The 25418-nt window shown below is 58.6% G+C and carries 21 protein-coding genes; 5 read left to right on the top strand and 16 right to left on the bottom strand.

Features of this window, described 5'->3' with window-relative positions; all coding sequences use genetic code 11:
* Window positions 1–45: 45 nt before the first annotated feature.
* The 9 genes from nqrM to ABEA58_RS00190 form a co-directional block, all read right to left on the bottom strand.
* Window positions 46–285, bottom strand: a complete 240-nt coding sequence (nqrM, locus tag ABEA58_RS00230; RefSeq protein WP_345547692.1) for a (Na+)-NQR maturation NqrM — start codon at window positions 283–285, stop codon at window positions 46–48.
* On the bottom strand, window positions 282–1232 hold the full coding sequence (locus tag ABEA58_RS00225; protein ID WP_345547690.1) for an FAD:protein FMN transferase: 951 nt from the start codon (window positions 1230–1232) through the stop codon (window positions 282–284). Before ABEA58_RS00225 ends, nqrM begins: the two co-directional genes overlap by 4 nt.
* Before the next feature lie 134 nt (window positions 1233–1366).
* Complete coding sequence (gene nqrF, locus ABEA58_RS00220; RefSeq protein ID WP_345547688.1) at window positions 1367–2590, bottom strand: NADH:ubiquinone reductase (Na(+)-transporting) subunit F; 1224 nt, start codon at window positions 2588–2590, stop codon at window positions 1367–1369.
* Between the two features lie 18 nt (window positions 2591–2608).
* Window positions 2609–3217, bottom strand: coding sequence for an NADH:ubiquinone reductase (Na(+)-transporting) subunit E (nqrE, locus tag ABEA58_RS00215; RefSeq protein WP_345547687.1), 609 nt, complete (start codon window positions 3215–3217; stop codon window positions 2609–2611).
* Window positions 3218–3220: 3 nt separating this feature from the next.
* Window positions 3221–3877, bottom strand: a complete 657-nt coding sequence (locus ABEA58_RS00210; protein ID WP_345547686.1) for an NADH:ubiquinone reductase (Na(+)-transporting) subunit D — start codon at window positions 3875–3877, stop codon at window positions 3221–3223.
* 2 nt (window positions 3878–3879) lie between these two features.
* On the bottom strand, window positions 3880–4662 hold the full coding sequence (locus ABEA58_RS00205) for a Na(+)-translocating NADH-quinone reductase subunit C (RefSeq protein ID WP_345547684.1): 783 nt from the start codon (window positions 4660–4662) through the stop codon (window positions 3880–3882).
* The gene (locus ABEA58_RS00200; protein WP_345547682.1) at window positions 4655–5866 is read right to left on the bottom strand and encodes an NADH:ubiquinone reductase (Na(+)-transporting) subunit B; all 1212 of its coding nucleotides are present in this window, start codon (window positions 5864–5866) and stop codon (window positions 4655–4657) included. The genes ABEA58_RS00205 and ABEA58_RS00200 overlap by 8 nt, the downstream gene beginning before the upstream one ends.
* 2 nt (window positions 5867–5868) lie before the next feature.
* Window positions 5869–7209, bottom strand: a complete 1341-nt coding sequence (locus tag ABEA58_RS00195) for a Na(+)-translocating NADH-quinone reductase subunit A (protein ID WP_345547680.1) — start codon at window positions 7207–7209, stop codon at window positions 5869–5871.
* Between the two features lie 394 nt (window positions 7210–7603).
* A complete protein-coding gene (locus tag ABEA58_RS00190) occupies window positions 7604–8989 on the bottom strand; it encodes a glyceraldehyde-3-phosphate dehydrogenase (RefSeq protein ID WP_425563500.1) in 1386 nt (461 codons plus the stop codon).
* A gap of 383 nt (window positions 8990–9372) precedes the next feature.
* Here ABEA58_RS00190 and mfd point away from each other — a divergent pair, with 383 nt between their 5' ends.
* The 3 genes from mfd to ABEA58_RS00175 all read left to right on the top strand — a co-directional run bounded on the left by mfd (window position 9373) and on the right by ABEA58_RS00175 (window position 15322).
* On the top strand, window positions 9373–12897 hold the full coding sequence (gene mfd / locus ABEA58_RS00185) for a transcription-repair coupling factor (protein WP_345547678.1): 3525 nt from the start codon (window positions 9373–9375) through the stop codon (window positions 12895–12897).
* Between the two features lie 67 nt (window positions 12898–12964).
* A complete protein-coding gene (locus ABEA58_RS00180) occupies window positions 12965–13891 on the top strand; it encodes a CsiV family protein (RefSeq protein ID WP_345547676.1) in 927 nt (308 codons plus the stop codon).
* A gap of 195 nt (window positions 13892–14086) precedes the next feature.
* On the top strand, window positions 14087–15322 hold the full coding sequence (locus ABEA58_RS00175) for a DUF819 family protein (protein ID WP_345547674.1): 1236 nt from the start codon (window positions 14087–14089) through the stop codon (window positions 15320–15322).
* A gap of 173 nt (window positions 15323–15495) precedes the next feature.
* On the opposite strand, the gene ABEA58_RS00170 is transcribed toward ABEA58_RS00175, so the two are convergent.
* The 4 genes from ABEA58_RS00170 to ABEA58_RS00155 all read right to left on the bottom strand — a co-directional run bounded on the left by ABEA58_RS00170 (window position 15496) and on the right by ABEA58_RS00155 (window position 19290).
* Window positions 15496–15711 (bottom strand): cold-shock protein, encoded by a 216-nt coding sequence (locus ABEA58_RS00170; RefSeq protein ID WP_067081471.1) that lies wholly within the window; start codon window positions 15709–15711, stop codon window positions 15496–15498.
* A 347-nt stretch (window positions 15712–16058) separates the two neighbouring features.
* The gene (locus ABEA58_RS00165) at window positions 16059–17174 is read right to left on the bottom strand and encodes a mechanosensitive ion channel domain-containing protein (RefSeq protein WP_425563499.1); all 1116 of its coding nucleotides are present in this window, start codon (window positions 17172–17174) and stop codon (window positions 16059–16061) included.
* Window positions 17175–17487: 313 nt separating this feature from the next.
* Window positions 17488–18564 (bottom strand): beta-N-acetylhexosaminidase, encoded by a 1077-nt coding sequence (nagZ, locus tag ABEA58_RS00160; protein ID WP_345547669.1) that lies wholly within the window; start codon window positions 18562–18564, stop codon window positions 17488–17490.
* 96 nt (window positions 18565–18660) lie between these two features.
* Entirely contained in the window at window positions 18661–19290 is a 630-nt protein-coding gene (locus ABEA58_RS00155) for a TetR/AcrR family transcriptional regulator (RefSeq protein ID WP_425563498.1), read from the bottom strand.
* 134 nt (window positions 19291–19424) lie between these two features.
* On the opposite strand from ABEA58_RS00155, the gene ABEA58_RS00150 reads away from it, so the two are divergent.
* Window positions 19425–19745 carry a DUF6763 family protein gene (locus tag ABEA58_RS00150; RefSeq protein WP_345547667.1) on the top strand — a complete coding sequence of 107 codons (321 nt, stop codon included), beginning with the start codon at window positions 19425–19427 and terminating at the stop codon, window positions 19743–19745.
* Window positions 19746–20340: 595 nt separating this feature from the next.
* The gene (gene lexA, locus ABEA58_RS00145; protein ID WP_345547666.1) at window positions 20341–20946 is read left to right on the top strand and encodes a transcriptional repressor LexA; all 606 of its coding nucleotides are present in this window, start codon (window positions 20341–20343) and stop codon (window positions 20944–20946) included.
* Between the two features lie 372 nt (window positions 20947–21318).
* Here the strand turns inward: lexA and ABEA58_RS00140 are convergent, their stop codons facing one another.
* From ABEA58_RS00140 to topA, 3 genes are all read right to left on the bottom strand, one after another.
* The gene (locus tag ABEA58_RS00140; protein ID WP_345547665.1) at window positions 21319–21570 is read right to left on the bottom strand and encodes a hypothetical protein; all 252 of its coding nucleotides are present in this window, start codon (window positions 21568–21570) and stop codon (window positions 21319–21321) included.
* 268 nt (window positions 21571–21838) lie between these two features.
* Complete coding sequence (locus ABEA58_RS00135; RefSeq protein WP_345547663.1) at window positions 21839–22333, bottom strand: DUF6586 family protein; 495 nt, start codon at window positions 22331–22333, stop codon at window positions 21839–21841.
* Window positions 22330–25083 (bottom strand): type I DNA topoisomerase, encoded by a 2754-nt coding sequence (gene topA, locus ABEA58_RS00130; protein WP_345547661.1) that lies wholly within the window; start codon window positions 25081–25083, stop codon window positions 22330–22332. Before topA ends, ABEA58_RS00135 begins: the two co-directional genes overlap by 4 nt.
* Window positions 25084–25418 lie beyond the last annotated feature (335 nt).

Here is a 25418-nt window from a genome sequence, read left to right as displayed (position 1 = left end):
GAATGATTGTCTTCCTGACGTGTTTGTTCTTTAGCTGACTGGAACTTACTGGCGCTTGCTTGCGTCGTAGGCGAGATCCGCCGACTGGGCCAGGCGCTCCTGACGCTCCTGCTCCTTGCGGCACTCGTCATCGTCGCCACCGCAGATGGCGCAATCCTGCTTCATGCCAATATTGTTTAGTCCGCCGCAGCTGCCCTTGAGAGGCTTGTTCTGGATGATGGCCCCCAGGGCCATGCCGGTAATCACCAGAGCGACGGCGATAAACGCAAAAACATAAATAATCACTTCTTGGACCTCTCTAAAAACGGTTGGAAGGCGCTGCTGGCGACGGGCTCGAAACCATTGTCCGTCTTCACCAGCATATAAACGGCGATGCCTTCCCGCTCCGCCCATTCTAGCGCGGCCTCGGCGCCCAAAACATTGAAGGCTGTGGCCAGTCCGTCAGCTTCCGCACAGCTGTCGGCGATCACCGTCACCGACGCCAGCCGATGGCGCAGCGGGCGGCCATTGCGCGGGTCAATGCTATGGGCATAGCGTACCCCATCGCGCTCGTAGTAATTGCGGTAATCACCGCTGGTGGCCATGGCATAGCCACTGATTTCAACGGGAATCTGCACCACGCTGCCCGCCGCCACCGGCTTTTCGATGCCGATGCGCCACTTGCCGCCACTGGGGTTCACACCCAGAGTGCGCAGCTCTCCGCCAATTTCCACCAGGTAATTGCCGATGCCCCGGCTCTCCAGCAGGGCCGCCACGCGATCGACACCGTGGCCCTTGGCGATTGCCGAGAGATCCAGCTCCACCGCACGCTGGCGCATCAGCCGATCCGGCTTGCGCGTCAGTTGCAGGGCATCGGAGCCCAGGACTTGCAATAGCCCGGCAAGCTCATCATCACCGGGGATAGTCTCCGGCTGCGCCTGCGGGCCGAAGCCCCACAGGTTGACCAGCGGCCCCACGGTAATATCAAAGGCGCCGCCACTGCGGCGGTAGATATCCAGCGACAGAGCCACAACGTCCGCCAGATGCTTGCTCACGGGCAGCGCCTCGCCCACCGCGCCGCGGTTAAACAGCATCAACTCGGAGTCCGCAATATAAGTGGACATCTCCCTGTTGACCGCCGCAAGTTCCGCCTCGATGGCCTGCTGGAGGGCCTCCTCGCTGACAGACGCCGATGGATTCACCACGGTGATGTGGTAGCGGGTACCCATGGTGGGGCCACTAAGGCGCCACACATCCTCTCGGGGCGTGCAGGCGCTGGTGAAAATAAAAAACAGCAGCCCGAAAAACAAAAACAGGGCCCGGGATACGGGCCCTGTTTTTGTTGTTGTCGGCACTCGTTTTGAGTCGAGCAGACTAGTCACTGTGATCAGCCGCCGAAGTCATCCAACAGGATGTTGTCGTCTTCAACACCCAGATCCTTCAGCATGTTGATCACTGCGGCGTTCATCATGGGCGGGCCGCACATATAGTACTCACAGTCTTCCGGCGCCGGGTGATCCTTGAGGTAGTTCTCGTAAACCACGTTGTGGATAAAGCCGGTGTAGCCTGTCCAGTTGTCCTCGGGCTGGGGGTCCGACAGGGCGACGTGCCACTGGAAGTTATCAAACTCTTCCTGCAGGCCGTTGTAGTCGTCCTCGTAGAACATTTCACGCAGTGAGCGCGCGCCGTACCAGAAGCTGATCTTGCGCTTGGAGTTCAGGCGCTTCAGCTGGTCGAAGATGTGCGAACGCATCGGCGCCATACCGGCACCACCACCGATAAAGACCATTTCGTTGTCGGTTTCCTTGGCGAAGAACTCACCGAAGGGTCCGTAAACGCGGATCTTGTCACCCGGCTTGAGGCTGAACACATAGGAAGACATCTGCCCCGGGGGCACACCCTCGGTACGGGGCGGCGGTGTGGCGATGCGGATGTTGAACTTCACAACACCCTTTTCTTCCGGATAGTTGGCCATGGAATAGGCGCGAACCACCGGCTCGGTCACTTTGGATTCCAGGTTGAAGAAGCCGAAATGCTCCCAGTCGCCGCGGTACTGCTCTTCGATATCGAAATCGGAGAATTTCACATGGTGGGCCGGCGCCTCGAGCTGTACGTAACCACCAGCACGGAAGTCGACGTTCTCCCCCTCCGGCAGCTTCAGAGTCAGCTCTTTAATGAAGGTGGCAACGTTCGGGTTGGATTCCACAGTGCACTCCCACTGCTTCACACCGAACACCTCTTCGGGCACCTCGATTTCCATGTCCTGTTTTACCGCAACCTGACAGGACAGACGCTTGCCCTCTTTGGCTTCGCGCGGAGTGAAGTGTGCGGCTTCGGTCGGCAGCATATCGCCGCCGCCGGAAACCACCTTACACACGCACTGCGCACAGCTGCCGCCGCCACCACAGGCAGAGGCCAGGAACAGGTTGTTGGACGCCAGGGTTTGCAGCAGCTTGCCGCCGGCGGGGACGGTGAGAGTTTTCTCACCGTTAACCAGAATATTGACGTCACCGGTATTCACCAGGCGCGAACGGGCGGCGAGAATCACCACCACCAGCGCCAGTACGATGATGGTGAACATCGCAACGCCGAGAATAATTTCCAAATTCATGCTATTGCGCTCCCCCGCTTAGATATCGATACCGCCGAAGGACATGAAGCCAAGCGACATCAGGCCAACGGTGATAAAGGTGATACCCAGGCCCTTCAGGCCATTCGGCACATCACTGTACTTGAGTTTTTCGCGGATACCGGCAAGTGCGGCGATGGCCAGTGCCCAGCCGACGCCAGCACCGAAACCGTAGGCCACGCTCTCACCAAAGTTGTACTCGCGCTCCACCATGAACAGTGAGGCACCCATGATGGCGCAGTTCACTGTGATCAGCGGCAGGAATACACCCAGGGCGTTGTAGAGGGCCGGTACGTATTTATCCAGGAACATCTCCAGGATCTGTACCAGCGCGGCAATCACGCCGATATAGGACAGCAGCCCGAGGAAGCTCAGGTCCACGTCTGGATAACCGGCCCATGCCAGGGCACCATCCTTCAGCAGGTAGGTGTAGATGAGGTTGTTGACCGGCACTGTGAGGGTCAGTACGAAAATGACCGCAACACCAAGGCCGATGGCCGCCTCAACCTTCTTGGAAACCGCCAGGAAGGTACACATACCGAGGAAGAAGGCCAGCGCCATGTTCTCGACGAACACTGCGCGGATAATCAGAGAAATATAATGTTCCACGACTTAGGCCTCCTGCGCTTTGGTATTGTGCGCAATCTTGAACTCGTCCTCTTCCACCTGGGCAGGCTTCCAGGTACGGATCGCCCAGATAAACAGGCCGATCAGGAAGAAAGCACTCGGCGGCAGCAGCAGCATGCCGTTAGGCTCGTACCATCCACCGTTGTTGACGGTTTTCAGGATCTCGATACCAAACAGCTTGCCGGCACCGAACAGCTCGCGGATGAATGCCAGGGCGATCAGGATGACACTGTAACCAAGACCATTACCCACGCCGTCGAAGAAGCTGGCCACCGGGCCGTTCTTCATGGCGAAGGCCTCGGCGCGGCCCATCACGATACAGTTGGTGATAATCAGGCCAACGAATACCGACAGCTGCTTGGAGATGTCGTAAGCCAGGGCCTTGATCACCTGATCCACCAGGATTACCAGAGAGGCAATCACGGTCATCTGCACGATAATGCGGATGCTGTTGGGGATCTGGCTGCGAATCAGCGATACCAGCACGTTGGAGCAGGCAACCACCACGGTCAGTGCAACGCACATGACCAGGGTGACCTGCATGGAGCTGGTGACCGCCAGCGCGGAACAGATGCCGAGGATCTGCAGCGCAATGGGGTTATTGTTAAAAATCGGTTCCAGCAGAGTATCTTTAACTTTCATGCTTACGCCTCCCCTGCTCTAAGGTTCTTCAGGAAGGGACCAAAGCCTTCGCTGCCGAGCCAGAATTTAACCAGGTTGTCCACGCCCTTGCTGGTGAGCGTAGCACCGGACAAACCATCCACCTGATACTTAGCCTTGGGACTGTTGGGATCAACACTGCCCTTGATGAGAGTGATGGCGACTTCGCCGGCATCGTCGTAGGCATTTTTGTTGATCCACTGGGCTTTCCAGTTGGGGTTATCGACCTCACCACCGAGCCCGGGGGTTTCCTTGTGCTCGTAGAAGCCAAGGCCGGCGACGGTGTTCAGGTCGGCCTGCAGGGCGAGGAAGCCGTACAGCTGGCCCCAGAGACCATAACCGCGCACCGGCAGGATGATCTTCTCCAGCTTGCCATCGCGCTCGACCAGATAAACTTCCTTCACGTTTTCGCGACGGATGATCTTGGCGATGTCCTGCTGGGGCTCCAGCTTCTCGCTGGCGGAAGCGATCTTTGACGCCGCGCGCCCGCTGCCACCTGCCGGCGCCTCATCGGTAAAGGTGCCGGTGCTCAGGTCCACATAGCGGATTTTGACGTTGGCAAAAGCCTTTTCCACCGCGCTGCGGCCGGTATTGCCCGGTTCCAGCAGACCACCGGCCATGAGCACGTTGCGCTTCATGTCCAGTTCGGCATTGGACTCCTGCATCGGCTTCAGCAGCACCGCAGCCGTGGAGACAAATACGGAACACACGATGCACAGTACCAGTGCTACCAGCAGTGTTCCCTTGACGGAATCTTTGTTAGCCACGTGCCACCCTCCGTTTGATATGAGACTGCACCACAAAGTGGTCGAGCAGCGGTGCGAACAGGTTGGCGAACAGGATCGCCAGCATGATGCCCTCCGGGAATGCCGGGTTCACCACGCGGATCAGGACTGTCATCACACCAATGAGGATGCCGTAGTACCAGCGGCTCGCCTGAGTCATGGCACCGGACACCGGCTCGGTGGTCATAAAGATCAGGCCGAAGGCGAAGCCACCCACCACCAGGTGCCAGTACCAGGGCACTGCGAACATCGGGTTGGTTTCGGAACCGACGAAGTTGAACAGAGTCGCGGTGGCCATCATGCCCAGCAGTGTGCCGGCCACGATACGCCAGTTGGCGATCTTCATGATCATCAGGATGGCACCGGCGATAAAGATCACCAGAGCGGAAGTCTCACCGATGGAGCCCTGCATATTGCCGAGGAAGGCGTCGAGCCAGGTGAGCTGGCCGGTTGCGGCGTTAACCACACCGTTCTGCACGCCTTCGCTGGCCATCGCAGACAGAGCGGTGGCTCCGGTGTAGCCATCAACGGCAGTCCACACGGCATCGCCGGAGATATACGCGGGATAGGCGAAATACAGGAACGCACGACCAGCCAGCGCCGGGTTGAGGAAGTTCTTGCCGGTACCGCCAAACACTTCCTTGCCGATCACCACACCGAAGCTGATGCCGATGGCAACCAGCCACAGGGGCATGTCCGGCGGACAGGTCAGGGCAAACAGGATCGAGGTTACGAAGAAGCCCTCGTTCACCTCATGACCGCGAACCGCGGCAAACAGCACTTCCCAGATGCCACCGACGATAAACGTGACGGCGTAAATCGGCAGGAAGTACATGGCGCCGTAGACGAAGTTGTCCCACAGGCTGGCGGAGTTGTAGCTGGTCAGCGCGCCAATGATCGCATGGCGCCAGCCATCAAACTCGGTGGTACCCATATCAGCGATGATCAGGTTGGCCTGATAGCCGATATTCCACATACCGTAGAAAGCCGCCAGCATGGCACAGGCCCACACGGTGATCATGATGCGCTTCAGGTCGATGCCGTCGCGCACATGAGATGTGGTCTTGGTGCGATCGGCAGGCTGGAACAGGCCGGTGTCAATCGCCTCGTAGAGAGCATAAAACTTTTCGAACTTGCCGCCCTTGTGGAAATGCGGCTCGATGGAATCTAGATATTTGCGCAGCATCCTTAACCCTCCTTCTCAATACGGGTCAGGTTGTCCCGCAAAATGGGGCCGTACTCGTACTTGCCGGGGCACACGAAGGTGCAAAGCGCCAGATCTTCTTCGTCCAGCTCCAGAGCACCCAGTTGTTGGGCGGTTGCGGTATCCCCAACGATCAGGGAACGCAGCAGCTGAGTCGGCAGAATGTCCAGCGGCATCACCTGCTCGTAGGTACCCACCGGAACCATAGCGCGCTCGGAGCCATTGGTGCTGGTGGTGAAGTCGAACTTCTTGCCCTTGAACAGACGCGAAATATAGATGGGGAATACGGAGAAACGGTTGTTACCCGCACGCAGGTAGTGCAGGAACGGACGCTCATTGCCCTCTTCCAATACGGAAACCTGGTTGTGATAACGGCCCAGGAAGGCCAGCGGTCCCGCGGCGGTGCGGCCACCAAACACAGAACCGGAAACGATGCGGTTGTCATCGCCTTCAAGCTCGCCGGCGGTCAGCGCATTGAGGTCGGCGCCGAGACGGGTGCGCAGCAGACGAGGATTCTTGACCCGGGGGCCAGCCAGGGCAACCACGCGATCAGTAAACAGACGACCGCTAGTGAACAGCTTGCCCACCGCGATCACGTCCTGGTAGCCGATGGTCCAGACCACACGACCGGCCTTGATCGGGCGCAGGTAGTGGATATGGGTACCAGACAGGCCTGCGGGGTGCGGACCGGCGAAGGTTTCCTGACGGATGCCGGCGGCACTCGGGAGCGGGATATCGGCATCCGGCGCGCTGCATACAAAAGTGGTATCTGCCAAGCGCGACAGGACCAGCACGCCCTGCTCGAAGGCCTCGCGCTGCTCAGCGATGATCAGCGCGGGATCAGCAGCCAGCGGATTGGTATCCATGGCGTTAATGAAGATCGCTTCGGGCTCGGCATCCAGTGCCGGCACCTTGCTGAACGGGCGGGTGCGCAGTGCGGTCCAGAGACCGGACTGAATCAGGTTTTCACGCACCTGCTCTGCGCTCAGACCGCCGAGCTGGTCTGCGCTGTAGGAGCTGAACTCCTCCGCCTCGTCACCATCGATCTCGATAACGACGGACTGCAGAACACGGCGCGCACCGCGATTGATTGCCGCGATACGACCAGACGCCGGCGCCGTGTAACGGACGCCTTCGGTCTTCTTATCGGTAAACAGCAGCTGACCGAGTTTGACGCGATCCCCCTCAGCCACCGCCATGGTCGGCTTCATCCCGTGATAATCGGGGCCGAGCACAGCGACGGTCTTGAGCGCAGGGCCATCCTGAATGGCCTGCTTGGGCGCGCCGGATATGGGTAAATCCAATCCCCGACGGATCTTTCTCATACGCCTATGCCTAAGTTTCTAGTTTGAAAAGCAGTGGGCATACCACTCCACTGGCCGGCTCAGGTGAACCCTGTCCAGCCCAGATCGGGCATACCCGGGAATTTCTGTCACGCGAGGTCTTAAACCGCAAAGCCCGAACCGGGCAGAAGGATTAGCACTTCTTTGGCGCACGGCGGCCCCACAAAATCGCGCGCATTATAAATACGCCCCCATGGCATTACCAGAGCGAGAGCGGACGAAATGGCCGATTAGGGAGGGTTTTTCGCTGAAAAAACAGCAAGTTGGGGAAGTAATGGCGGGTTTGGAAGAGACCCGGCCCCGCCACTGGCGGGCCGGGGACCGGAGGGTCGGCGACCTGAGCGGCCGCCAGCCCCGGAGCTCCCGGAGCGGGAGATCAGTCTTTTTTCGGGAACAGCGCGTAGTTGACGCCCGCCATATCCTCGAGACAACGAACCACCTGACAGCTGTAACCGAACTCATTGTCGTACCAGCAGTAGAGGACCGCATTGTCTTCCTCGACGATCGTGGCGGTGGAATCAAACACGCAGGCGCGGCGCGAGCCGACAAAGTCACTGGACACCACTTCCGGGGAGTTGGTGTAGTCGATCTGCTGGCGCAGCGGCGAGTGCAGCGCCACTTCGCGCATGTAATCGTTGACCTCTTCCTTGGTGGTCTCCCGACCCAGGCGCAGGTTCAGAATCGCCATGGAGACGTTCGGGGTCGGGACCCGAATCGCATTTCCAGTCAGCTTGCCCTTCAGCTCCGGCAGGGCCTTGGAGACGGCCTTGGCGGCGCCAGTCTCGGTAAGAACCATGTTCAGCGCTGCCGCGCGACCACGGCGCTCGCCCTTGTGGTAGTTGTCGATCAGGTTCTGGTCATTGGTGTAGGCGTGCACGGTTTCCACGTGCCCGTGCTCCACACCAAAGCCATCCATCATCGCTTTCAGCACCGGCACGATGGCATTGGTGGTGCAGGAGGCGGCGGACAGGATCTTGTCTTCCGGCTGGATGGTGTCGTTGTTGATGCCGTAAACGATATTCTTGATATCGCCCTTGCCGGGAGCGGTCAGAATCACCTTGGAAGCGCCCTTGCTCTCCAGGTGCTGGCTCAGGCCAGCCTCATCGCGCCACACACCGGTGCTGTCGACGATAATCGCATCGTCGATACCGTACGCGGTGTAATCCACCTCCTGGGGGGTATTGGCGTAGATGATCTTGATCTCGTTGCCGTTGCAGATCAGGCTGTTGGTCTCCTCGTCCACGCGAATCGTACCCTTGAAGGCGCCGTGAACGGAGTCGCGCCGCAGCAGCGACGCACGCTTGACCAGGTCGTTGTCGGCCTTGCCCTTGCGCAGCACGATCGCGCGCAGGCGCAGCACATCGCCGCTGCCGGCCTTTTCAATCAGCAGGCGCGCCACCAGGCGACCAATGCGGCCAAAGCCATAGATGACCACGTCGCGCGCCTTGGGAATCGGCGTGCCGGCGCCTTCGGCATCGGCCAGCTCTTCTTTGACAAACTGGTCCACGGACAGGCCGCGGTCGTCGCGCATGTATTTATTGGTCAGGGTACCGAGGTCGATATGCACCGGACCCAGGTCCAGCTTGCAGATGGCCTCGAGTACCGGGAAGCTTTCAAATTCAGAAAGCTCGTTTTCCTCAACCTGACGCACGAAGCGGTGTGCCTTCATGATGCTCAGCACAGAACGGTTCACCAGATTGCGACCGTACATGTAAATACCGACGTTGCGCTCACGGTTGAGCTTGCCGATCATCGGAATCATGGCTTCAGCAAGCGCTTCGCGCTCTTTCCAGTCCTTGAAAAAGTCGGCGGGCTTGGGTCGCTTCTGAGTCACTGTCAGACACCTCTGCAATATGATGGATAGGCAGGAACAACGCGGTATTCCGGCCCAGCCGGGCCGCGTCGGGGCGCATTATCAGTATTCCCTCAAGGCCGCGCAACCGAGCAAAAAAACACCTGAAAATTGTAGTTAAACTACCTGCCAGTTACGCCCTGCAGCGCCCCATTGCGGCACCGGCGCCCACGTCAGAATCGGCTGCCGGCCGGCAGCGGCACGAGGGCGGGACTGCGCCGGTGTCAGTTCACCGGTACAATAGCCCACCCTCACCCCTCCCTTGAGGAATCTCGCGGAATTACAAGGCAAAGATGACCGAACTGAACCCCCTATCCCCCCCTGAGTTTCGCGCCGCCACCGATCGCCAGCACTGGGGACAACTGCACGGCTCGGCGGCGGCACTGACTGCACTGAGCCTCGCCCAGCGACATGACGCACCGGTACTGTTAGTCGCCAGAGACAGTCAGGAAGCGCACCGTTTAGAGGTGCAGCTGAAATTTTTTAACAAAAGATCGCGAGATGGGGAGCCTCCGGCAGACGGAGCGGCAGATGGCCCCGGAGGCGATTCGGCTGCGGCCGGGGAGCTGGAAATCATCCAGTTCCCCGACTGGGAAATCCTGCCTTACGACACCTTCTCTCCGCACCAGGACATCATCTCGGATCGCCTGTCGACACTCTACCGCCTGCCACGGATGCGCCGTGGCGTTGTGATCGCGCCAGTCAGCACCCTGATGCACAGGCTGGCGCCCCGGGGCTATATTTCCGGCAACGCCCTGCTTCTTAAGGAAGGCCAGACTTTCGATATGGACGCGCAGCGGCGCGCCCTGGAACAGGCCGGCTATCACTGTGTGGATACCGTCTACGAGCACGGCGAATTCGCCGTGCGCGGCGCCCTGATGGACCTGTTCCCCATGGGCAGCCCCCTGCCCTACCGGATCGATCTGTTTGATGACGAAATCGAGTCTCTACGTACCTTCGATCCGGAAACCCAGCGCACGGTGGAGCGCGTGGACAGTGTGCAGCTGTTGCCGGCCCGCGAATTCCCCCTGCACAAGGCCGCGCTGTCCCGCTTTCTGGCCAACTGGCACGAGGCATTCAACTGCGACCCGGCCAATGTGCCCATTTATCAGGACATCAGCGCCGGCATCGCCCCGGCCGGTATCGAATACTATCTGCCGCTGTTCTTCGGCGGCGACAGCGCCAGCCTGTTCGACTATCTGCCCGAGGGCAGTGCCGCACTATTGCAGGGTGATATTCAAAAGCCGGTGGAGAGTTTCTGGCGCGAGGTCAACAACCGCTATGAGAGCCGCCGCGGCGACCTGACGCGCCCGATTCTCGAGCCGGCAAAGATTCTGCTGCGCCAGGAAGAGTTCAACAGCGCACTCAAGGGCATGCCGCGGGCGATTTTTTCCGACAGCACCCTCGAGGTTGCCGAGGGCAACTACAACTTTGCCACCCTGACTCCCCCCAATCTGCCCATCGACGGCAAATCGGAGCAGCCGCTTGCGACTCTCGAAACCTACCTGATGGAGCACTCCGGCCGGGTTCTGTTCTGCGCCGAATCCGGCGGCAGGCGAGAGGCACTGCTGGAGCTGCTGCAGGGTATCCGCCTGGCGCCGACGCCTTGCGCCTCGTGGAGAGAGTTCCTCGACGGCGACATGACCCACGGTATCGCCGTGGCCCCCATCGACCAGGGCCTGCGGCTGGAGTCGCCGGATATCAGCGTGATCGCCGAGCCGCAGCTGTTCGGCGAGCGGGTGATGCAACAGCGCCGCCGCAAAAAAGCCAAGGACGATGCCGACAACGTGGTCAAAAACCTGGCCGAGCTGCATATCGGCTCGCCGGTGGTGCATATCGATCACGGCGTCGGCCGCTATCGGGGGCTGCAGAGCCTCGACATTGACGGCCAGCCGGCGGAGTTCCTGACCCTCGAATACGCCGACGAGGCAAAACTGTACGTGCCGGTGGCGAGCCTGCACCTGATCAGCCGCTACTCCGGCGCCGACGAGGCGCTGGCGCCGCTGCATAAAATGGGCAGCGAGCAGTGGCAGAAGGCCAAACGCAAAGCGGCGGAGAAAGTGCGCGATGCCGCCGCTGAGCTGCTGGATATCTACGCCAGGCGCGAAGCCCGGGTTGGCCACGCGTTTGACAATCCAGGGCTGGCCTACCGGGAATTTGCCACCGGCTTCCCCTTTGAGGAAACACCCGATCAGCAGCAGGCCATCGAGGCCGTCGTCGCCGATATGCTGTCGAAGAAACCCATGGACCGCCTGGTGTGCGGGGATGTGGGGTTCGGCAAAACCGAGGTGGCCATGCGCGCCGCCTTCGTGGCCGCCCACGCGGGCAAACAGGTGGCCATGCTGGTGCCAACGACCCTGCTGGCGCAGCAGCACTACCAGTCATTGCAGGACCGCTTCGCCGACTGGCCAATCAATGTGGAGGTGATTTCCCGCTTCCGCTCCGGCAAGGAAGTGGACAGCGTCAAAGAGCGGGTCGCCAACGGCAAAGTGGATATCCTCGTCGGCACCCACAAGCTGCTGCAGAGCGACCTGGACTTCAAAAATCTGGGACTGCTCATTATCGATGAGGAACACCGCTTCGGGGTTCGCCAGAAGGAACGGCTCAAGAGCCTGCGGGCCGAGGTGGACATCCTGACCCTCACCGCCACGCCGATCCCCCGCACCTTGAATATGGCCATGTCCGGCATCCGCGATCTGTCGGTCATTGCCACACCGCCGGCCCGTCGCCTGTCGGTCAAGACCTTTGTGCGGCAACGAGACGAAGCGCTGATCAAGGAGGCGATCCTGCGCGAGATCCTGCGCGGCGGTCAGGTCTACTTCCTGCACAACGAGGTCAAGAGCATCGAGCGCATCGCCCGCGAGCTGGAGGCCCTGGTGCCCGAGGCCCGCATCGCCGTCGGGCATGGGCAGATGCGTGAGCGCGAGCTTGAGCAGGTGATGAGCGATTTCTATCACAAGCGCTTCAATGTGCTCGTGTGTACCACCATCATCGAAACCGGTATCGATGTGCCCACTGCCAACACCATTTTGATTGAACGAGCGGACAAGTTCGGACTGGCGCAGCTGCACCAGTTGCGCGGTCGCGTGGGGCGCTCCCACCACCAGGCTTATGCCTACCTGCTGACCCCGAACAAGCGCACCATGACCAGCGACGCGATCAAGCGTCTGGAGGCCATCAGTGAAGCACAGGACCTGGGAGCCGGCTTCACCCTGGCCACTCACGACCTTGAGATCCGCGGAGCCGGCGAGCTGCTCGGCGAGGAACAGAGCGGTCAAATCCAGAGTGTCGGCTTCAACCTGTATATGGAGATGCTGGACCGTGCGGTCAAGGCGATCCGCGAAGGCAGAACCCCCAATATCGACGAACCACTGGAATCGCCGACGGTGGACGTCAACCTGAGGGTGCCCGCGCTGATCCCGGAGGATTACCTGCCCGATGTGCACGGCCGCCTGATCATGTACAAGCGCATCGCCAATGCCGCCAGCCGCGACGAGTTGCGCGAGCTGCAGGTGGAGATGATTGACCGCTTTGGACTGTTGCCGGAACCGCTCAAGTACCTGTTCCGAACCACCGAGATCAAACTCAGGGCCAGCGCCATGGGCATCCGCAAGCTGGAGGCTTCCGCCGCCCGCGGACGGCTGGAGTTTTCAGAGAACACCAGTGTCGATCCGCTCACCCTGGTGAAGCTGGTGCAGAACCAGCCGGGCATGTACCAGCTGGCCGGCGCCAACCTGCTGACATTCGCCCTGGATGAATCCGGGCCGGAGGAACGGCTGGCGCAGGTGGCGGGAGTGTTGGAGCAGTTGGCGCAATGATAGACTTCGACTTCCCGTTGGCCCGCGAGGCCCGCACCAGCAATATAACGATCACTGTGGTATCACCATGAGAAGATTTCTGCACCTAATGGCGGGACTGGTCCTCGCCTCGGCCTCCACCGCTGCGGCGGCGAAAAACTACGCTGGCACCACCTTCGAAATCGAGATGATCGTCTTCAGCCGCGACAGCGGCATGGCGCAGAGCGCTGAAGACTGGCCAGCCTCTCCACGGCTGAAATACCCCCGGCAGTGGGTGGACTTCGACACCATGGAGCCAATGGAAAAGCAGGAGGATGAAAGCGGCCCCCGCCCCTTCCTGCAACCGGCCCCGACCCAGTTGGACGCCAAGGCGGCGGCGATTGGCGACGCCCGCGGCCAGCAGGTACTGTTCCATAAAGCCTGGCGACAGGTACTGCAAAACAAGCGCAATGCTCCCGCGATACTGCTCACCGGCGGCAACCGACTCGGTGAGCATTATGAACTGGAGGGGAGCGTCACCCTCAGTGTGGCCCGCTACCTGCACCTGAGCACCAATCTATGGCTCAGCGAACTGGACCCGGCAGCGCCAACCACAGTTGCCACAGACAACGCTGTAAGAGGCATCACCCTGCCACGTCGCCCGGTGAAAGAGACCGGACCCTCGTCCGCCCCGTCATCAGAACCCGTCGATCTGATGGTGCAGGCGGCAGAAGCCCCCTCTGTCTCCACACAAGCAATCAATACTGGCTCTGATGCCAGCTTTACCGGTACTGTTTTTACCGATATCGCTACTGCCGATAGCGAGTTTTCCGATGCGGCCATAACGGCCCCCGCTTTGACCGAGTTCGATGAACCTCAACCTCCGCTCACTGTGCAGAATGTCGCCCTGCTGCAACAGGAACGCCGCATGAAAAGCGGTGAGCTGCACTATCTGGACCACCCGCGCTTTGGCGTGCTGATCGAGATACGCACTGTGCAGCCGGCGGAGGAGGAAGTGGACCAGTCACCCCCCTGAGCTTCCCCAGCAGTGCCGGGCCGAAAGGCAGCGGTGCTGCGTACGGCTCTGGTCAGACTCTGAATGTCCATTGGATTTTCCATTGAACTAGCGGGTCGACTTTCCATTGGACTTTCTGGCTGTATCGGTCTTTGAGCTTTAACAGGCTTTGGGCCACATAAATAACGAAATATAAGTAGGACGTACGACGGTTTTATGATTACTAACGACGCCATCATTCTCGGCATGCTAGCGGCCATCCTCGGCTTTGTGTTTTATACAGCAGGCAGTGAACATCGCTTCTGGAAGCGCTTTTATCGCTTCGTTCCCGCGTTGCTGCTCTGCTATTTTCTACCCTCACTGCTCACCACCTTCGGCATCATCGATGCGAAACAGTCAAACCTTTACTACGTTGCCTCCCGCTATCTGCTGCCGGCAAGCCTCGTTCTTCTGACCCTCAGCATCGACCTCAAGGCAATCGCCAATCTGGGTCCCAAGGCACTGGTGATGTTCCTGACAGGGACACTGGGTATCGTGATTGGCGGCCCTATCGCGCTGATGATCATGGCCACCTTTGACCCAGGCATTCTCAATGTCAGCGGGCCCGACGCTGTCTGGCGGGGCATGACCACGGTGGCGGGCAGCTGGATCGGCGGCGGTGCCAACCAGACCGCCATGAAGGAGATATTCGATGTTGGCGATCAGATATTTTCCGCCATGGTGGCGGTCGATGTGATCGTCGCCAATATCTGGATGGCCGTTCTGCTCATCATGGCCGGTAATGCCAAGCAGTTGGACGCCCGTCGCGGTGCGGATACCCGCGCTATTACTACACTGCGCGAGAAAGTCGAGACACTGCAGAAAAAGCACTCCCGAATTCCCTCGCTGCCAGACCTGATGCTGATCGCTGCGGTAGGTTTCGGGGTGACCGCCATTGCACATGCCTTTGCGGATCAACTGGCACCCTGGTTCCAGGCCAACGCACCGCACCTGGCCCGCTTCAGCTTCACCAGCCAGTTCTTCTGGCTGATTATCATTGCCACCACTCTGGGGGTGGCGATGGCGTTTTCACCGGCTTCCAAGTTGGAAGGAGCTGGCGCATCCAGAATCGGCACCGTGTTTATTTACTTCCTGGTGGCCACGATCGGCACCCATATGGATATCACCGCGCTCCGTGACAGCCCCGAACTCTTTGTGCTCGGAGTCATCTGGATGAGTGTTCACGCAGGGCTGATGCTGCTGGTAGCCAAGCTGATCAAGGCGCCCACCTTCTTTATGGCGGTCGGCAGCCAGGCCAATGTGGGTGGCGCGGCATCCGCGCCGGTCGTGGCCGCAGCCTTCCACCCCGCACTGGCGCCTGTGGGGGTACTGCTTGCCGTCTTTGGCTACGCATTGGGTACCTATGCGGCCTGGTTCTGCGGTCAGCTGCTGCGCATAGTCGGTGCTTCGTGAGAACCACAAAACCCCAGGTTTTTTACGAGTATTAAACTGCGAACATTAAAAAGGCGGGCCAAATGGCCCGCCTTGGTGTACCTATGCTCCTGAGGAGCCCCTGGCAGTGCAGGTATGACTGCTAGGCGACCGCCTCGAGGGAGTGGCAATTACAAAGAATTTTTATCGGGGACTCATTCGCAGGGAACGACATCTTCCGCCAACAATCCCTTGTCACCTTTTTGCATTTCAAACTCCACGGCCTGCCCTTCATTCAGGGTTTTGTATCCTTCGCCGCGAATACTGCGATAGTGAACAAAAATATCTTCGGTACCTTCTCCACAGGTAATAAATCCGTAACCCCGGGCATTATTAAACCACTTTACGGTACCTGTAACGCGATCACTCATTGAGCCAACCTCATTATTGTTATTGCGCTGAGCTCTCTCCCCCTGCGTTACCTCTGTGGGTGAAGAGCGACAAACGCCACCCCAACCTCGGCAGCCATTCGACTGCTCTATTGCACTGTCCATCTAGTCAACTAGATGTACAGCAATGATTCTTAGATAAATTGACGCCAGTGTCTAGGTTTCTAAACGAAATAAATCCTATAATACGCGCCTTCCGCGCAATTTTTCGTCAACCGTGGCGGACAAAAGTTCTATTACTGTTGAAGCTGTCACAACGGTCGCGGACATCCATTCCTGCATTCCCTGTCATGTACTCCCGCGACACCCGTGATTTACTTCCGTTAAGCTCAGTCAGCACGCACAAGCGCCCGTTCCTGCTGGGCTATTTCCGCGATATGGACCGTGGAAGTCGGGAAAGCACACGAGGCATCGTGAGATTCGATAATCTCCAGCACTTTGAGTAAAACATCCTGTTTAATCTCGTGATAGCGCACCCACTCGGTGGTCTTGGTAAAGGTATAAATAAAGAAATCCAATGAGGAAGGCGCGAAACTGTTGAAGTTCACGATCAGGGTCTGATTGGTGTCAATTTCCGGGTGCTGTTGCAGCATGGCCTTGACGTCTTGCACTATCGCCGCCATTTTCGGGGCATCCGCATAGCGGATGCCCACAGTCTCAAAGATTCTGCGGTTTTGCATCCGCGATGGGTTTTCCACGGATATCTGCGTGAAGACGCTATTGGGAATATAGAGCGGACGCTTATCAAAGGTACGGATTCGGGTCAGCCGCCAGCCAATATCCTCGACGGTTCCCTCAATTTCCTTATCCGGTGAGCGGACCCAGTCACCCACGGCAAAGGGCCGGTCCAGGTACACCATAAGACCGCCAAAGAAGTTGGCCAACAGGTCTTTGGCCGCGAAACCGACCGCAAGCCCGCCGATTCCCCCGAACGCAAGAATCCCACTCACGCTATATTGGAAATACTGCATGATCACCATGGCCGAAGTGATCAGAATGGATGCACGCACGAGCTTGCCCAATGCGCGAACCGTCGTCGCATCCATTGGCTTGGCGATATAACGCGGGTCGCGCAGGTTGTACTCCACTTTGTGCGAGAAGCGCCACGCAAACCAGGTCACAGCCAGAATCACACCCACGTCGCGGACCGGTGTCGCCAGCTGGAATATCTCGGCACCAGTAGCCCGGCCAGCCCGCTCGGCGGCGAGCGTCAGACCCAGCAGCCAGATCAGTACCGGCCCCGGCGGGGTCAGCGCGCCCACAAGGGCATCGTCCCAGGGGTTTGCGGTGGTGGCGGCCCGCTGCTCCAGCTTCTGCACGAAGCGCCGGAGAAACCAGGCACCCAGTGCTGAGGCCAGCACAATTGCAAAGATCACCACTATCCAGAACTGATTGGCGCCGACCCAGGCGACCATCAGTTGTCTAAAAGCCTCGAAAGCTTGCACGGATTACTTCTCCAAAAACTTCTTTGGTTGATTCAAATTGCTTGGCTTAAAACCGGCTGATGCTGATCTCTGATACCTATTCAGCTGATAGGTTTCTCGCTGCTTGAGTGGCGAGAGTTCAGGGATGGTCAAAGAGCTGTACATACGGCACTGGCAAGAACCTGCATTGCGGCGTCAATGGCCTGTCCACAGCTTGCTGTGCGGCTTTACGCCCTTTTCTCCGTGACTCCCTCCCGGGTTCCCTCCAAATTCCCTCCTCGCTCCCTCAACGCGCTCCCTTAACGCGCTCCCCTAAAGAGCGCAATAACCGCGCTCAATCGGCGGCGGTCAGCTCGGCCAACCAGTCGCGGGTTTTCTGCCAGCGTTCACTCTGCTGTAGGGACTGCCATGAGTGGATCACTGGTCTGCCCCGCATCCCGGCAAGCCGCGCCGCGGAAGCGGTATCGATACTGAAGCCCTGCAGAGCATCGAGCACTTCGAGCACCCCGGCGCGGTTGTTACAGACAATCCCCATGTCACACCCGGCGGTGAGGGCCGCCTTGATACGGGCACCGTAGCCGCCTGCCGCACCCGCCCCCTCCATTGACAGGTCATCGCTGAAGACAACCCCATCAAAACCGAGCCGACCCCGCAACACGCGCTGCAACCAGAATTTTGAAAAGCCTACGGGATTTGGGTCAACCTCGCTAAAGAGAATATGAGCGGGCATCACCGCATCCAGTTCACCGCGACGGATACTCTCTGCAAACGGCACCGCGTCGGTGGCCAGCACCCGGTCCAGGTCCCGCCCATCCTTGGGCAGCTCCTCGTGGCTGTCCTCGAGTACATTTCCATGACCGGGGAAGTGCTTGCCGGTGGTCGACATGCCGGCCTCGTGCATTCCTGCCATAAACGGGCCGGCTTTTTGCAGCACCGCTGCGGGGTCTTTAGCAAAGCTGCGGTCACCGACAATACGACAGTGTGCATCGTCCGCATCCAGCACCGGCGCAAAGCTGAAGTCGATGCCGGCGGTGAGAAGCTCCGAGGCCAGCAACCAGCCCACATCCCGCAGTTGGCGATCATTGGCGGCCCGGGCCAGTTTCTGCATCGATGGCAGGCGGGTGAAGCCCTGCTCACGGAAACGCTGCACCCTGCCCCCCTCCTGGTCCACCGCCACGAGAATACCGTGGCGCTCGGCCCGAATCTCGGCCACCAGCGATTCCAGTTGCCGACGGTCAGTGAAATTGCGGCTGAAGAGGATAAGCCCACCCACCATGGGGTGGCGGAGCAGGCGCCGGTCCTCTTCACTCAGTGCCATGCCCTCTACGTCGATCATTACCGGGCCGAGACCCTGCTCCCCGGCTTTACCTTGCAGATCTCTCGAACTTTTCGTATCACTCGTGTCTTGCACGTCTTTTACCTTCTACGCTCACGCACCTTGGTGCCTACCATGCCGACGCTTTCACAGGCATTACCGCTTTTGACTACTGGCGGAGCAAGGCTGCCCTCAGAGATCCGCGTGCAGCATCGCCGCAGCGGCGGGCACCAGGCGCTCCAGGGTTTCCTGGAGGCTGCTTTCCGCGCCAAAATCCTCCTTGAGGATAGCCTCAATGGCGTCAAAGCTCGATAGGGTAAAGATGGTTGCGCCCAACATAAAGTAGAGGCGCCAATAGAAAGTAACCGGGTCGAGGCCCGGCAAGGCCTTGGAAAGCAGGCCCGCGAAGCGCTGATAGCTGTCGCCGTAGCGAGAAACGATAAATCGGCGCAGGTGACCCTGAGACTGGGTGTAGGCGAGCCCCAGTAGGCGCATGAATCGCTGCGGGTTCCTTCCCTCCCGCTCCAGATTGGCCATGGCTACCCGATAGAGGCTGTCCAGCAGCCTCTCGGCGCTCAAAGGCTCATCCATGGCCTCACGACGATCGAGCTCTTCCACCAGGCTGCGGGTAAAGGGCGTAAGAAAACGCTCGAATACCGCCTGGATCAATTCCTTCTTGGAGCCGAAGTGATAGTTGACTGCCGCAAGATTCACGCCGGCAGTGCTGGTTATGGTGCGCAGGGAGGTCTCAGTAAACCCCCGCTCTGCAAACAGCACTTCCGCCGCATCCAATATCCGGCCGACGGTATCAGTCTGGGTCATAGGAATTCAAACCATCAATTAAAACACTTGTTTGACGACTCGCGCAGGTTAGCACATTCCCCCCCAGCACGCGCAGCTACTGACTTCAGGCAACAGACATTAGATTGGAGGAAACACAACAGGGGCAGGAAGTCATGACACAAATGACACCGGATATCGGCAGCTGGTTCGAGGACGTGGATAGTGGCGAAGTCTTCGAAGTCGTCGCCATTGACGAATTCCAACAGACCATTGAAGTACAGTACCTTGACGGTACCGTGGGTGAGATAGAGCCTGGCGACTGGATCAGTCGCTCGCTGGCAGCCGCCGCCGCTCCCGAGGATGCCAACGCGGCTTACGGGCTCACGGCCCGGGAACAGGACCCTGACTCAGACGCCCCCGGACCCGACTTCATGAGCCAACTGGACAGCCTCGAGGGTGAAAGCTTCGCCGGTACCGATGAAAGCTCTTTTTGAGCCCCAGTGACAGGGCTTGTGTGGGGCTATCTAGGTTAGGGTCTATTGAGGGGTCTATTGAGGGAGCTATTGAGGGGGCTTCCGGACTTTCCAGCGAAGCTGGGTAACGGCTGCCCCCCCAGAGAGCCTGGAATTGCAAACAACTGTGCCGCCGGACCACTCCTATCGATCACTCAAAACCTGATTAATACAGGCTGCCAGCAGAAACAGTCCAGATTCGCGCAATCAATACAGCCACTTCTCCACAAACCTTGTAGCCGCTGAATACCCCCCAGGCTTGCGCCGCAATCACGCCCGACAATGTGATTCTCATCCACGAGCTGCATCCCCAACTTGAATCTCACCCTGACCCCGCCCTTGATACCCATAACAGGCACAACCGGTATCGATGAAGAACAGGAAGACAGAACGAATAACCACGAACGGAGAATCTCATACAAAGCTGACTGACGACGGCAGCGATCACTCCCGCGAGTGGTGAGGCCCATGTGAAGCGAGTGACGCGAGTGATCGGCAAATTTGCGCTGCCGGGCTTTCTGTATATAATCACAGCAACTGTATATAAATACAGACAACAATCAGGCAGGTGAACCCCATGACCAACCTCACTGCGCGCCAGGCTCAGGTACTCGCACTGATCAAATCCTATCTCGACGATACTGGCTACCCCCCCACCCGCGCCGAAATCGCGCAAGAGCTTGGCTTTCGTTCACCCAACGCGGCCGAAGAACACCTGAAAGCCCTGGCCCGCAAGGGCGCCATCGAGATGGTAGCCGGCGCATCGCGCGGAATCCGCATCCCTGGCCACCAGCCGGGCCTGCCAATTATCGGCCGGGTAGCCGCCGGCAACCCAATCCTCGCCGAAGAAAATATTGAGGACTACTGCGAACTGCCATCGGACTTTTTTCACCCCCCTGCCGACTACCTGTTGCGGGTTCACGGCATGAGCATGAAAGATGCCGGTATTCTCGATGGTGACCTTTTGGCGGTTCAGCGCACCGACCAGGTCCACAATGGCCAGATCGTCGTTGCGAGGATCGAGGATGAAGTAACGGTAAAACGCTTCCGCCGCCGCGGTAATCAGGCTCTGGTGCAGTTGCTTCCAGAAAATGAAGAGTTTGATGTTATTCAGGTGGACATGCGTGACAAACATTTCGCGATCGAAGGCCTGGCGGTGGGTGTGATTCGCCAAACCCCCTGAGCAGCCAGCCGCTCTTCTGCGTTAAACGCCCGACGTCCCGGGCGTAACCGCGATAACTTCATTATGCTTACAAGCTCGCCAAATCGAAGGCGAATACATGAAGTGAAGTGAAAACCTGCCAGCCCATCCCAAATTACCAGCAGCGCAAGCTCTCACTTCCAGAGGCCCAACCCGCCTGGCTACAGGTGAAATACAAAGATAATTAGGGCCTCAGAAATCAGTGAGTTAGAGCTTGGGCTGTCCAGGGCTTGACTAAAATTGCAAGCCACCACCAAGAAAGCTGATCACGGTTTCGAGTTGCAGTCATGGGGCATGGGGCATGGGGCATGGGAAGAGAATAGCGGGAGACGCTTGAACGCCACCCGGGAGAAATCAATGAATGGTGTGGTTGATCGGCTCCAGCTCTTCTTCCAGAGGTTCAGGCTCCAGATCGCCGATATTTTGTACAGCCTCAATGCCAGCCTCCAGCATGGCCTTGGCGATGGCGATCTTATGCTCACGCAGGAAGTCTGTGCTTTCCTCGGAAAAATGGATTCGCACGAGCGGATCATCACGTTCACCCGCCCGACGCAGGGCAACGTCGCCATTAGCCAACTCAATGATTTCGAAAGTCTCAGAGGACATTCGTTTCTCCGTTTACATCGATTTAGCGCAGTGTAACACAGTGCCCGAGATGTGATCATCGGCTCTAGAGCCCGAGTGGGGCCAGGATGAGGCCAGAATCAGGGTCATATATGGGGTATATGAAGGCTATATCAGGGGTGTGGGCTGTGGGCTGTGGGCTGTGGGCTAGTGAAAACTCCCCCCCTGTCGAGACAAACGTAACAGGCTACGGCTCCGCCGATGCCCGCGAACGCCTTATTACGGCTCATAAGCGTCAATAAGGGGCGCTTTACCACTCGGCAGTATTCGTCCGCTGGCGCTGAATCAGCTCCGTAAGGCCCTGCTGCCAGTTTTCTAGCTGGCTGCGGCTAAGCGGCTCAACGGGGCGCTGCCCTACCTCCATTAGCGGAATCAAAGTCGCACTGGCCGCGCCTCTGCGCTGTCTCTGGCCAGTACGAAACTGCCATAGAGCCTGCCAGGCAGCTTCGAGTGTGGACAACCAGCTCTCGGGGTCTTCCAGTAACCCCTCCAACTCCAGCGCCTCTCCACAACCCTTATTCTGGGAGTGCGCCATCTGTGAAAGCATCTTTGGAGAGTCCGGCTCGCCGCCGAGCTGCAACTGAAAAGCCAACTCGGCCAGGAAAGCCTGATAGGCCCGCCAGAGCTCAAGCAGGCGGGCCTCGAAGAGCGCCTGCGCCTGCAGGTCTCCCGCAGGGGTGATGTCGCCAAGCAGTGTTGCCTTGCGCAGAGCCGCTGCGACAGCGCCGGTGTAGGGGTTGCTCATAGCTCTTTATTGCCCGGAGCTTTTTTCGCAGCTTTCTTCGGGGCGCTCTTTGCAGCGGCCTTCTTTGCGGCGGCTTTTTTAGGCGCTTTACTCGCCGCTTTTTTTGCCGAAGGCTTGGCCTTACTGGGGGCCTCCGCCTGCCATTTGCCATCTCGGTAAAAGGCGCGCCAGCCGGTGGCCTTACCGTCTTCTTCAGACTGTACGTACTGCTCCTGGGTCTTTCGGCTGAAACGCACCACCGTATCGCGCCCCTGATCATCTTCCGTGGGAGCGGAGAAAAGGAAGCTGTATTTGGGATCAATCTCGCTCTGGTGAGGCAAAAGTTCTTTTACCAGTGGCGCCCGTGTCTCACGGTTTTTGGGAAACTGGCTCGCGGCCAGGAACAGGCCAGAGGCACCATCACGCAGGATGTAGTGGTCATCCACTTTCTGGCAGGGCAGTTCCGGCATCGGAACCGGGTCCATCTTGGGGGGCGCCGGCTGGCCGTTCTTCAACAGTTTGCGGGTATTCTTGCAGGCTTCATTGGTGCAACCGAAATATTTGCCGAAGCGCCCTGACTTCAGCTGCATATCACTGCCGCACTTGTCACACTCAATCAACGGGCCATCATAGCCTTTGATTTTGAATGTGCCCTTCTCTACTTCGTAACCCGGGCAGTCAGGATTGTTACCGCAGATATGCAGCTTGCGCTGCTCGTCAACCAGGTAACTGTCCATGGCGGTACCACACTTGCCGCAGCGGCGCTTCTCGCGCAGCTGGCGGGTTTCCGCATCCTCGTCCTTATCTGCGTCTACCGCTTCTTCGCCCGGAACAAGATTCATGGTGTTGGTACAACGCTCTTTGGGTGGGAGCCCGTAGCCAGAACAGCCAAGGAAGACACCGGTTGAGCCGGTGCGAATCTGCATATGCCGGCCGCATTTACTACACGCGATATCCGTATCCGTCGGCGTGTTGCGGCGCATACCGTGATCGGGGGACTGAGCCTTTTCCAGACGCTTGGAAAAATCACCGTAAAAATCATTCAGCAGATCTTTCCAGCCGCGATCCCCATCCGCTACGGCATCGAGTGATTGTTCAAGGTTGGCGGTAAAGCCATAGTCCATGAGGTCTTTAAAGCTTTCGCTGAGGCGATCGGTGACGATATCGCCCATTTTTTCCGCGTAAAAACGCCGGTTTTCGAGGCGAACGTAGCCCCGATCCTGAATAGTGGAAATAATCGAGGCGTAGGTGGAAGGCCGACCGATTCCGCGTTTTTCCAGCTCCTTAACCAGCGCCGCTTCACTGAAGCGTGCGGGAGGCTTGGTGAAGTGCTGTTTGGGGTCCAGCTTCTGAAGTGCCAGTTTTTCTCCGACCTTCACATCCGGTAGCACCAGGTCTTCGTCTTTTTTACTCACCTGAGGAGCAACCTTCAGGAAGCCATCAAAGCGGATAACCCGCCCGCGGGCACGCAACTCGAAATCACCAGCGGTCACCACCACCGAGGTGGAGGTGAACTCTGCCGGTGTCATCTGACAGGCGACGAACTGCTGCCAAATCAGGTTGTAGAGGCGCTCGGCGTCGCGCTCAACCCCACTCAGCATATTGGGCTGCATGCGCACATCAGAGGGGCGAATGGCCTCATGGGCCTCCTGGGCACCCTCTTTACTGCTGTAACTATTGGGGGAATCGGGAAGATATTTCTTGCCGAATTTTTCCAGAATAAAGTCACGGGCAGAGTCCACGGCCTCTTTACTGAGGTTGGTGGAGTCCGTACGCATGTAGGTAATATGCCCCGCCTCATACAACCGCTGCGCCAACATCATGGTTTTCTTGACGCTGAAGCCCAGTCGGTTACTCGCTGCCTGCTGCAGAGTTGAGGTAATAAAAGGCGCTGTGGGCTTCGAGCTGGTGGGCTTGTCATCCCTCTGCGAGACGACAAAGTCGCTGGCCTGCAGTGCTTTGGTGGCGGCAGAAGCCTGCGCCTCGTTGGTGGGGCGGAATGCCTCACCCGCCTGACGTTTGACTTCAAGCTGCAGCGGCTGCGACTTTGAGGTCGCCGTGTCCGCCGAAATGGTCCAGTATTCTTCTGGTATAAACGCGCGAATCTCCCTCTCGCGCTCCACGACAAGTCGCACCGCTACAGACTGCACACGGCCAGCGGACAGCCCGCGGGCCACTTTCTCCCACAGCAATGGGGAGACCATATAGCCCACGATCCGATCAAGGAACCGGCGCGCCTGCTGTGCGTGTACACGGTTGATATCCAGGCGGCCTGGATCTTTAAAGGCCTCCTGAATGGCGGACTTGGTAATCTCGTTAAACACCACGCGACGATAACGGTTGTCATCACCACCGATCGCCTCGCGCAGGTGCCAGGCAATCGCCTCTCCCTCGCGGTCCAAGTCCGTTGCGAGATAAATCTGGTCGGCGCTCTCGGCCAGTTTGCGCAATTCGCTAACCACCTTCTCCTTTCCGGGAAGGATTTCGTAGTGGGCTGCCCAGTCGTGATCCGGGTCAATTCCCATACGCTTGATCAGCTGCTCGCGACTTTTCCTGCGCTTGTACTTCTCTTTCTCTTCCGGAGAGAGCTTGCGAGTCTCAGCCGCCTTGCGCGCCCGCTCCTTAGGGTCGACTGGTTGTTTATTGCTGCCGGCAGTGGGCAGGTCGCGAATATGGCCCACGCTGGACTTCACTACGAAGTCCTTGCCGAGGTATTTATTGATCGTTTTCGCCTTGGCCGGTGATTCGACAATAACCAGTGATTTACCCATAAGACCTTGAATTCTAAGAAGTTTTCTACTGCCTGCAGCCCTCGGAAAACGATGACTGTGAGCGCTGCGATGCGCGAATATATAAGCTCCGCCCCCAGTCGGGTCAAGCGGAAGGGGAAAAAATTCCCTTTCAATGGGGTCGATTTTCGGCTCTCTGGAGCGACTTGGCCATGTCTTTCAGCGTCGCCAGGTGGCCTTTTCCCCGGCCTGATGAGGCGCACAGGATGGCTTGTGGCTGGAACTTGATGAGCGCCCAAAAAGAGCGTTGACCGGGAGGGTCGCTACCCTCTGCACTGCTCTCCACTGCTCTCCACTGCTCTTTTACGGGTTCTCGC

Source organism: Microbulbifer aestuariivivens (assembly GCF_039545115.1).
Lineage (GTDB): Bacteria > Pseudomonadota > Gammaproteobacteria > Pseudomonadales > Cellvibrionaceae > Microbulbifer > Microbulbifer aestuariivivens.
This window is presented reverse-complemented; position numbering and strand designations above follow the sequence as displayed.

Excerpts from the sequence above, each read along its gene's own strand:
- nqrF (WP_345547688.1), bottom strand. The coding sequence starts at position 2,590 with ATGAATTTGGAAATTATTCTCGGCGTTGCGATGTTCACCATCATCGTA.
- ABEA58_RS00210 (WP_345547686.1), bottom strand. The coding sequence starts at position 3,877 with ATGAAAGTTAAAGATACTCTGCTGGAACCGATTTTTAACAATAACCCC.
- ABEA58_RS00200 (WP_345547682.1), bottom strand. The coding sequence starts at position 5,866 with ATGCTGCGCAAATATCTAGATTCCATCGAGCCGCATTTCCACAAGGGC.
- ABEA58_RS00195 (WP_345547680.1), bottom strand. The coding sequence starts at position 7,209 with ATGAGAAAGATCCGTCGGGGATTGGATTTACCCATATCCGGCGCGCCC.
- ABEA58_RS00190 (WP_425563500.1), bottom strand. The coding sequence starts at position 8,989 with ATGATTCCGATGATCGGCAAGCTCAACCGTGAGCGCAACGTCGGTATT.
- mfd (WP_345547678.1), top strand. The coding sequence starts at position 9,373 with ATGACCGAACTGAACCCCCTATCCCCCCCTGAGTTTCGCGCCGCCACC.
- ABEA58_RS00180 (WP_345547676.1), top strand. The coding sequence starts at position 12,965 with ATGAGAAGATTTCTGCACCTAATGGCGGGACTGGTCCTCGCCTCGGCC.
- ABEA58_RS00175 (WP_345547674.1), top strand. The coding sequence starts at position 14,087 with ATGATTACTAACGACGCCATCATTCTCGGCATGCTAGCGGCCATCCTC.
- ABEA58_RS00170 (WP_067081471.1), bottom strand. The coding sequence starts at position 15,711 with ATGAGTGATCGCGTTACAGGTACCGTAAAGTGGTTTAATAATGCCCGG.
- ABEA58_RS00155 (WP_425563498.1), bottom strand. The coding sequence starts at position 19,290 with ATGACCCAGACTGATACCGTCGGCCGGATATTGGATGCGGCGGAAGTG.
- ABEA58_RS00150 (WP_345547667.1), top strand. The coding sequence starts at position 19,425 with ATGACACAAATGACACCGGATATCGGCAGCTGGTTCGAGGACGTGGAT.
- lexA (WP_345547666.1), top strand. The coding sequence starts at position 20,341 with ATGACCAACCTCACTGCGCGCCAGGCTCAGGTACTCGCACTGATCAAA.
- ABEA58_RS00140 (WP_345547665.1), bottom strand. The coding sequence starts at position 21,570 with ATGTCCTCTGAGACTTTCGAAATCATTGAGTTGGCTAATGGCGACGTT.
- ABEA58_RS00135 (WP_345547663.1), bottom strand. The coding sequence starts at position 22,333 with ATGAGCAACCCCTACACCGGCGCTGTCGCAGCGGCTCTGCGCAAGGCA.
- topA (WP_345547661.1), bottom strand. The coding sequence starts at position 25,083 with ATGGGTAAATCACTGGTTATTGTCGAATCACCGGCCAAGGCGAAAACG.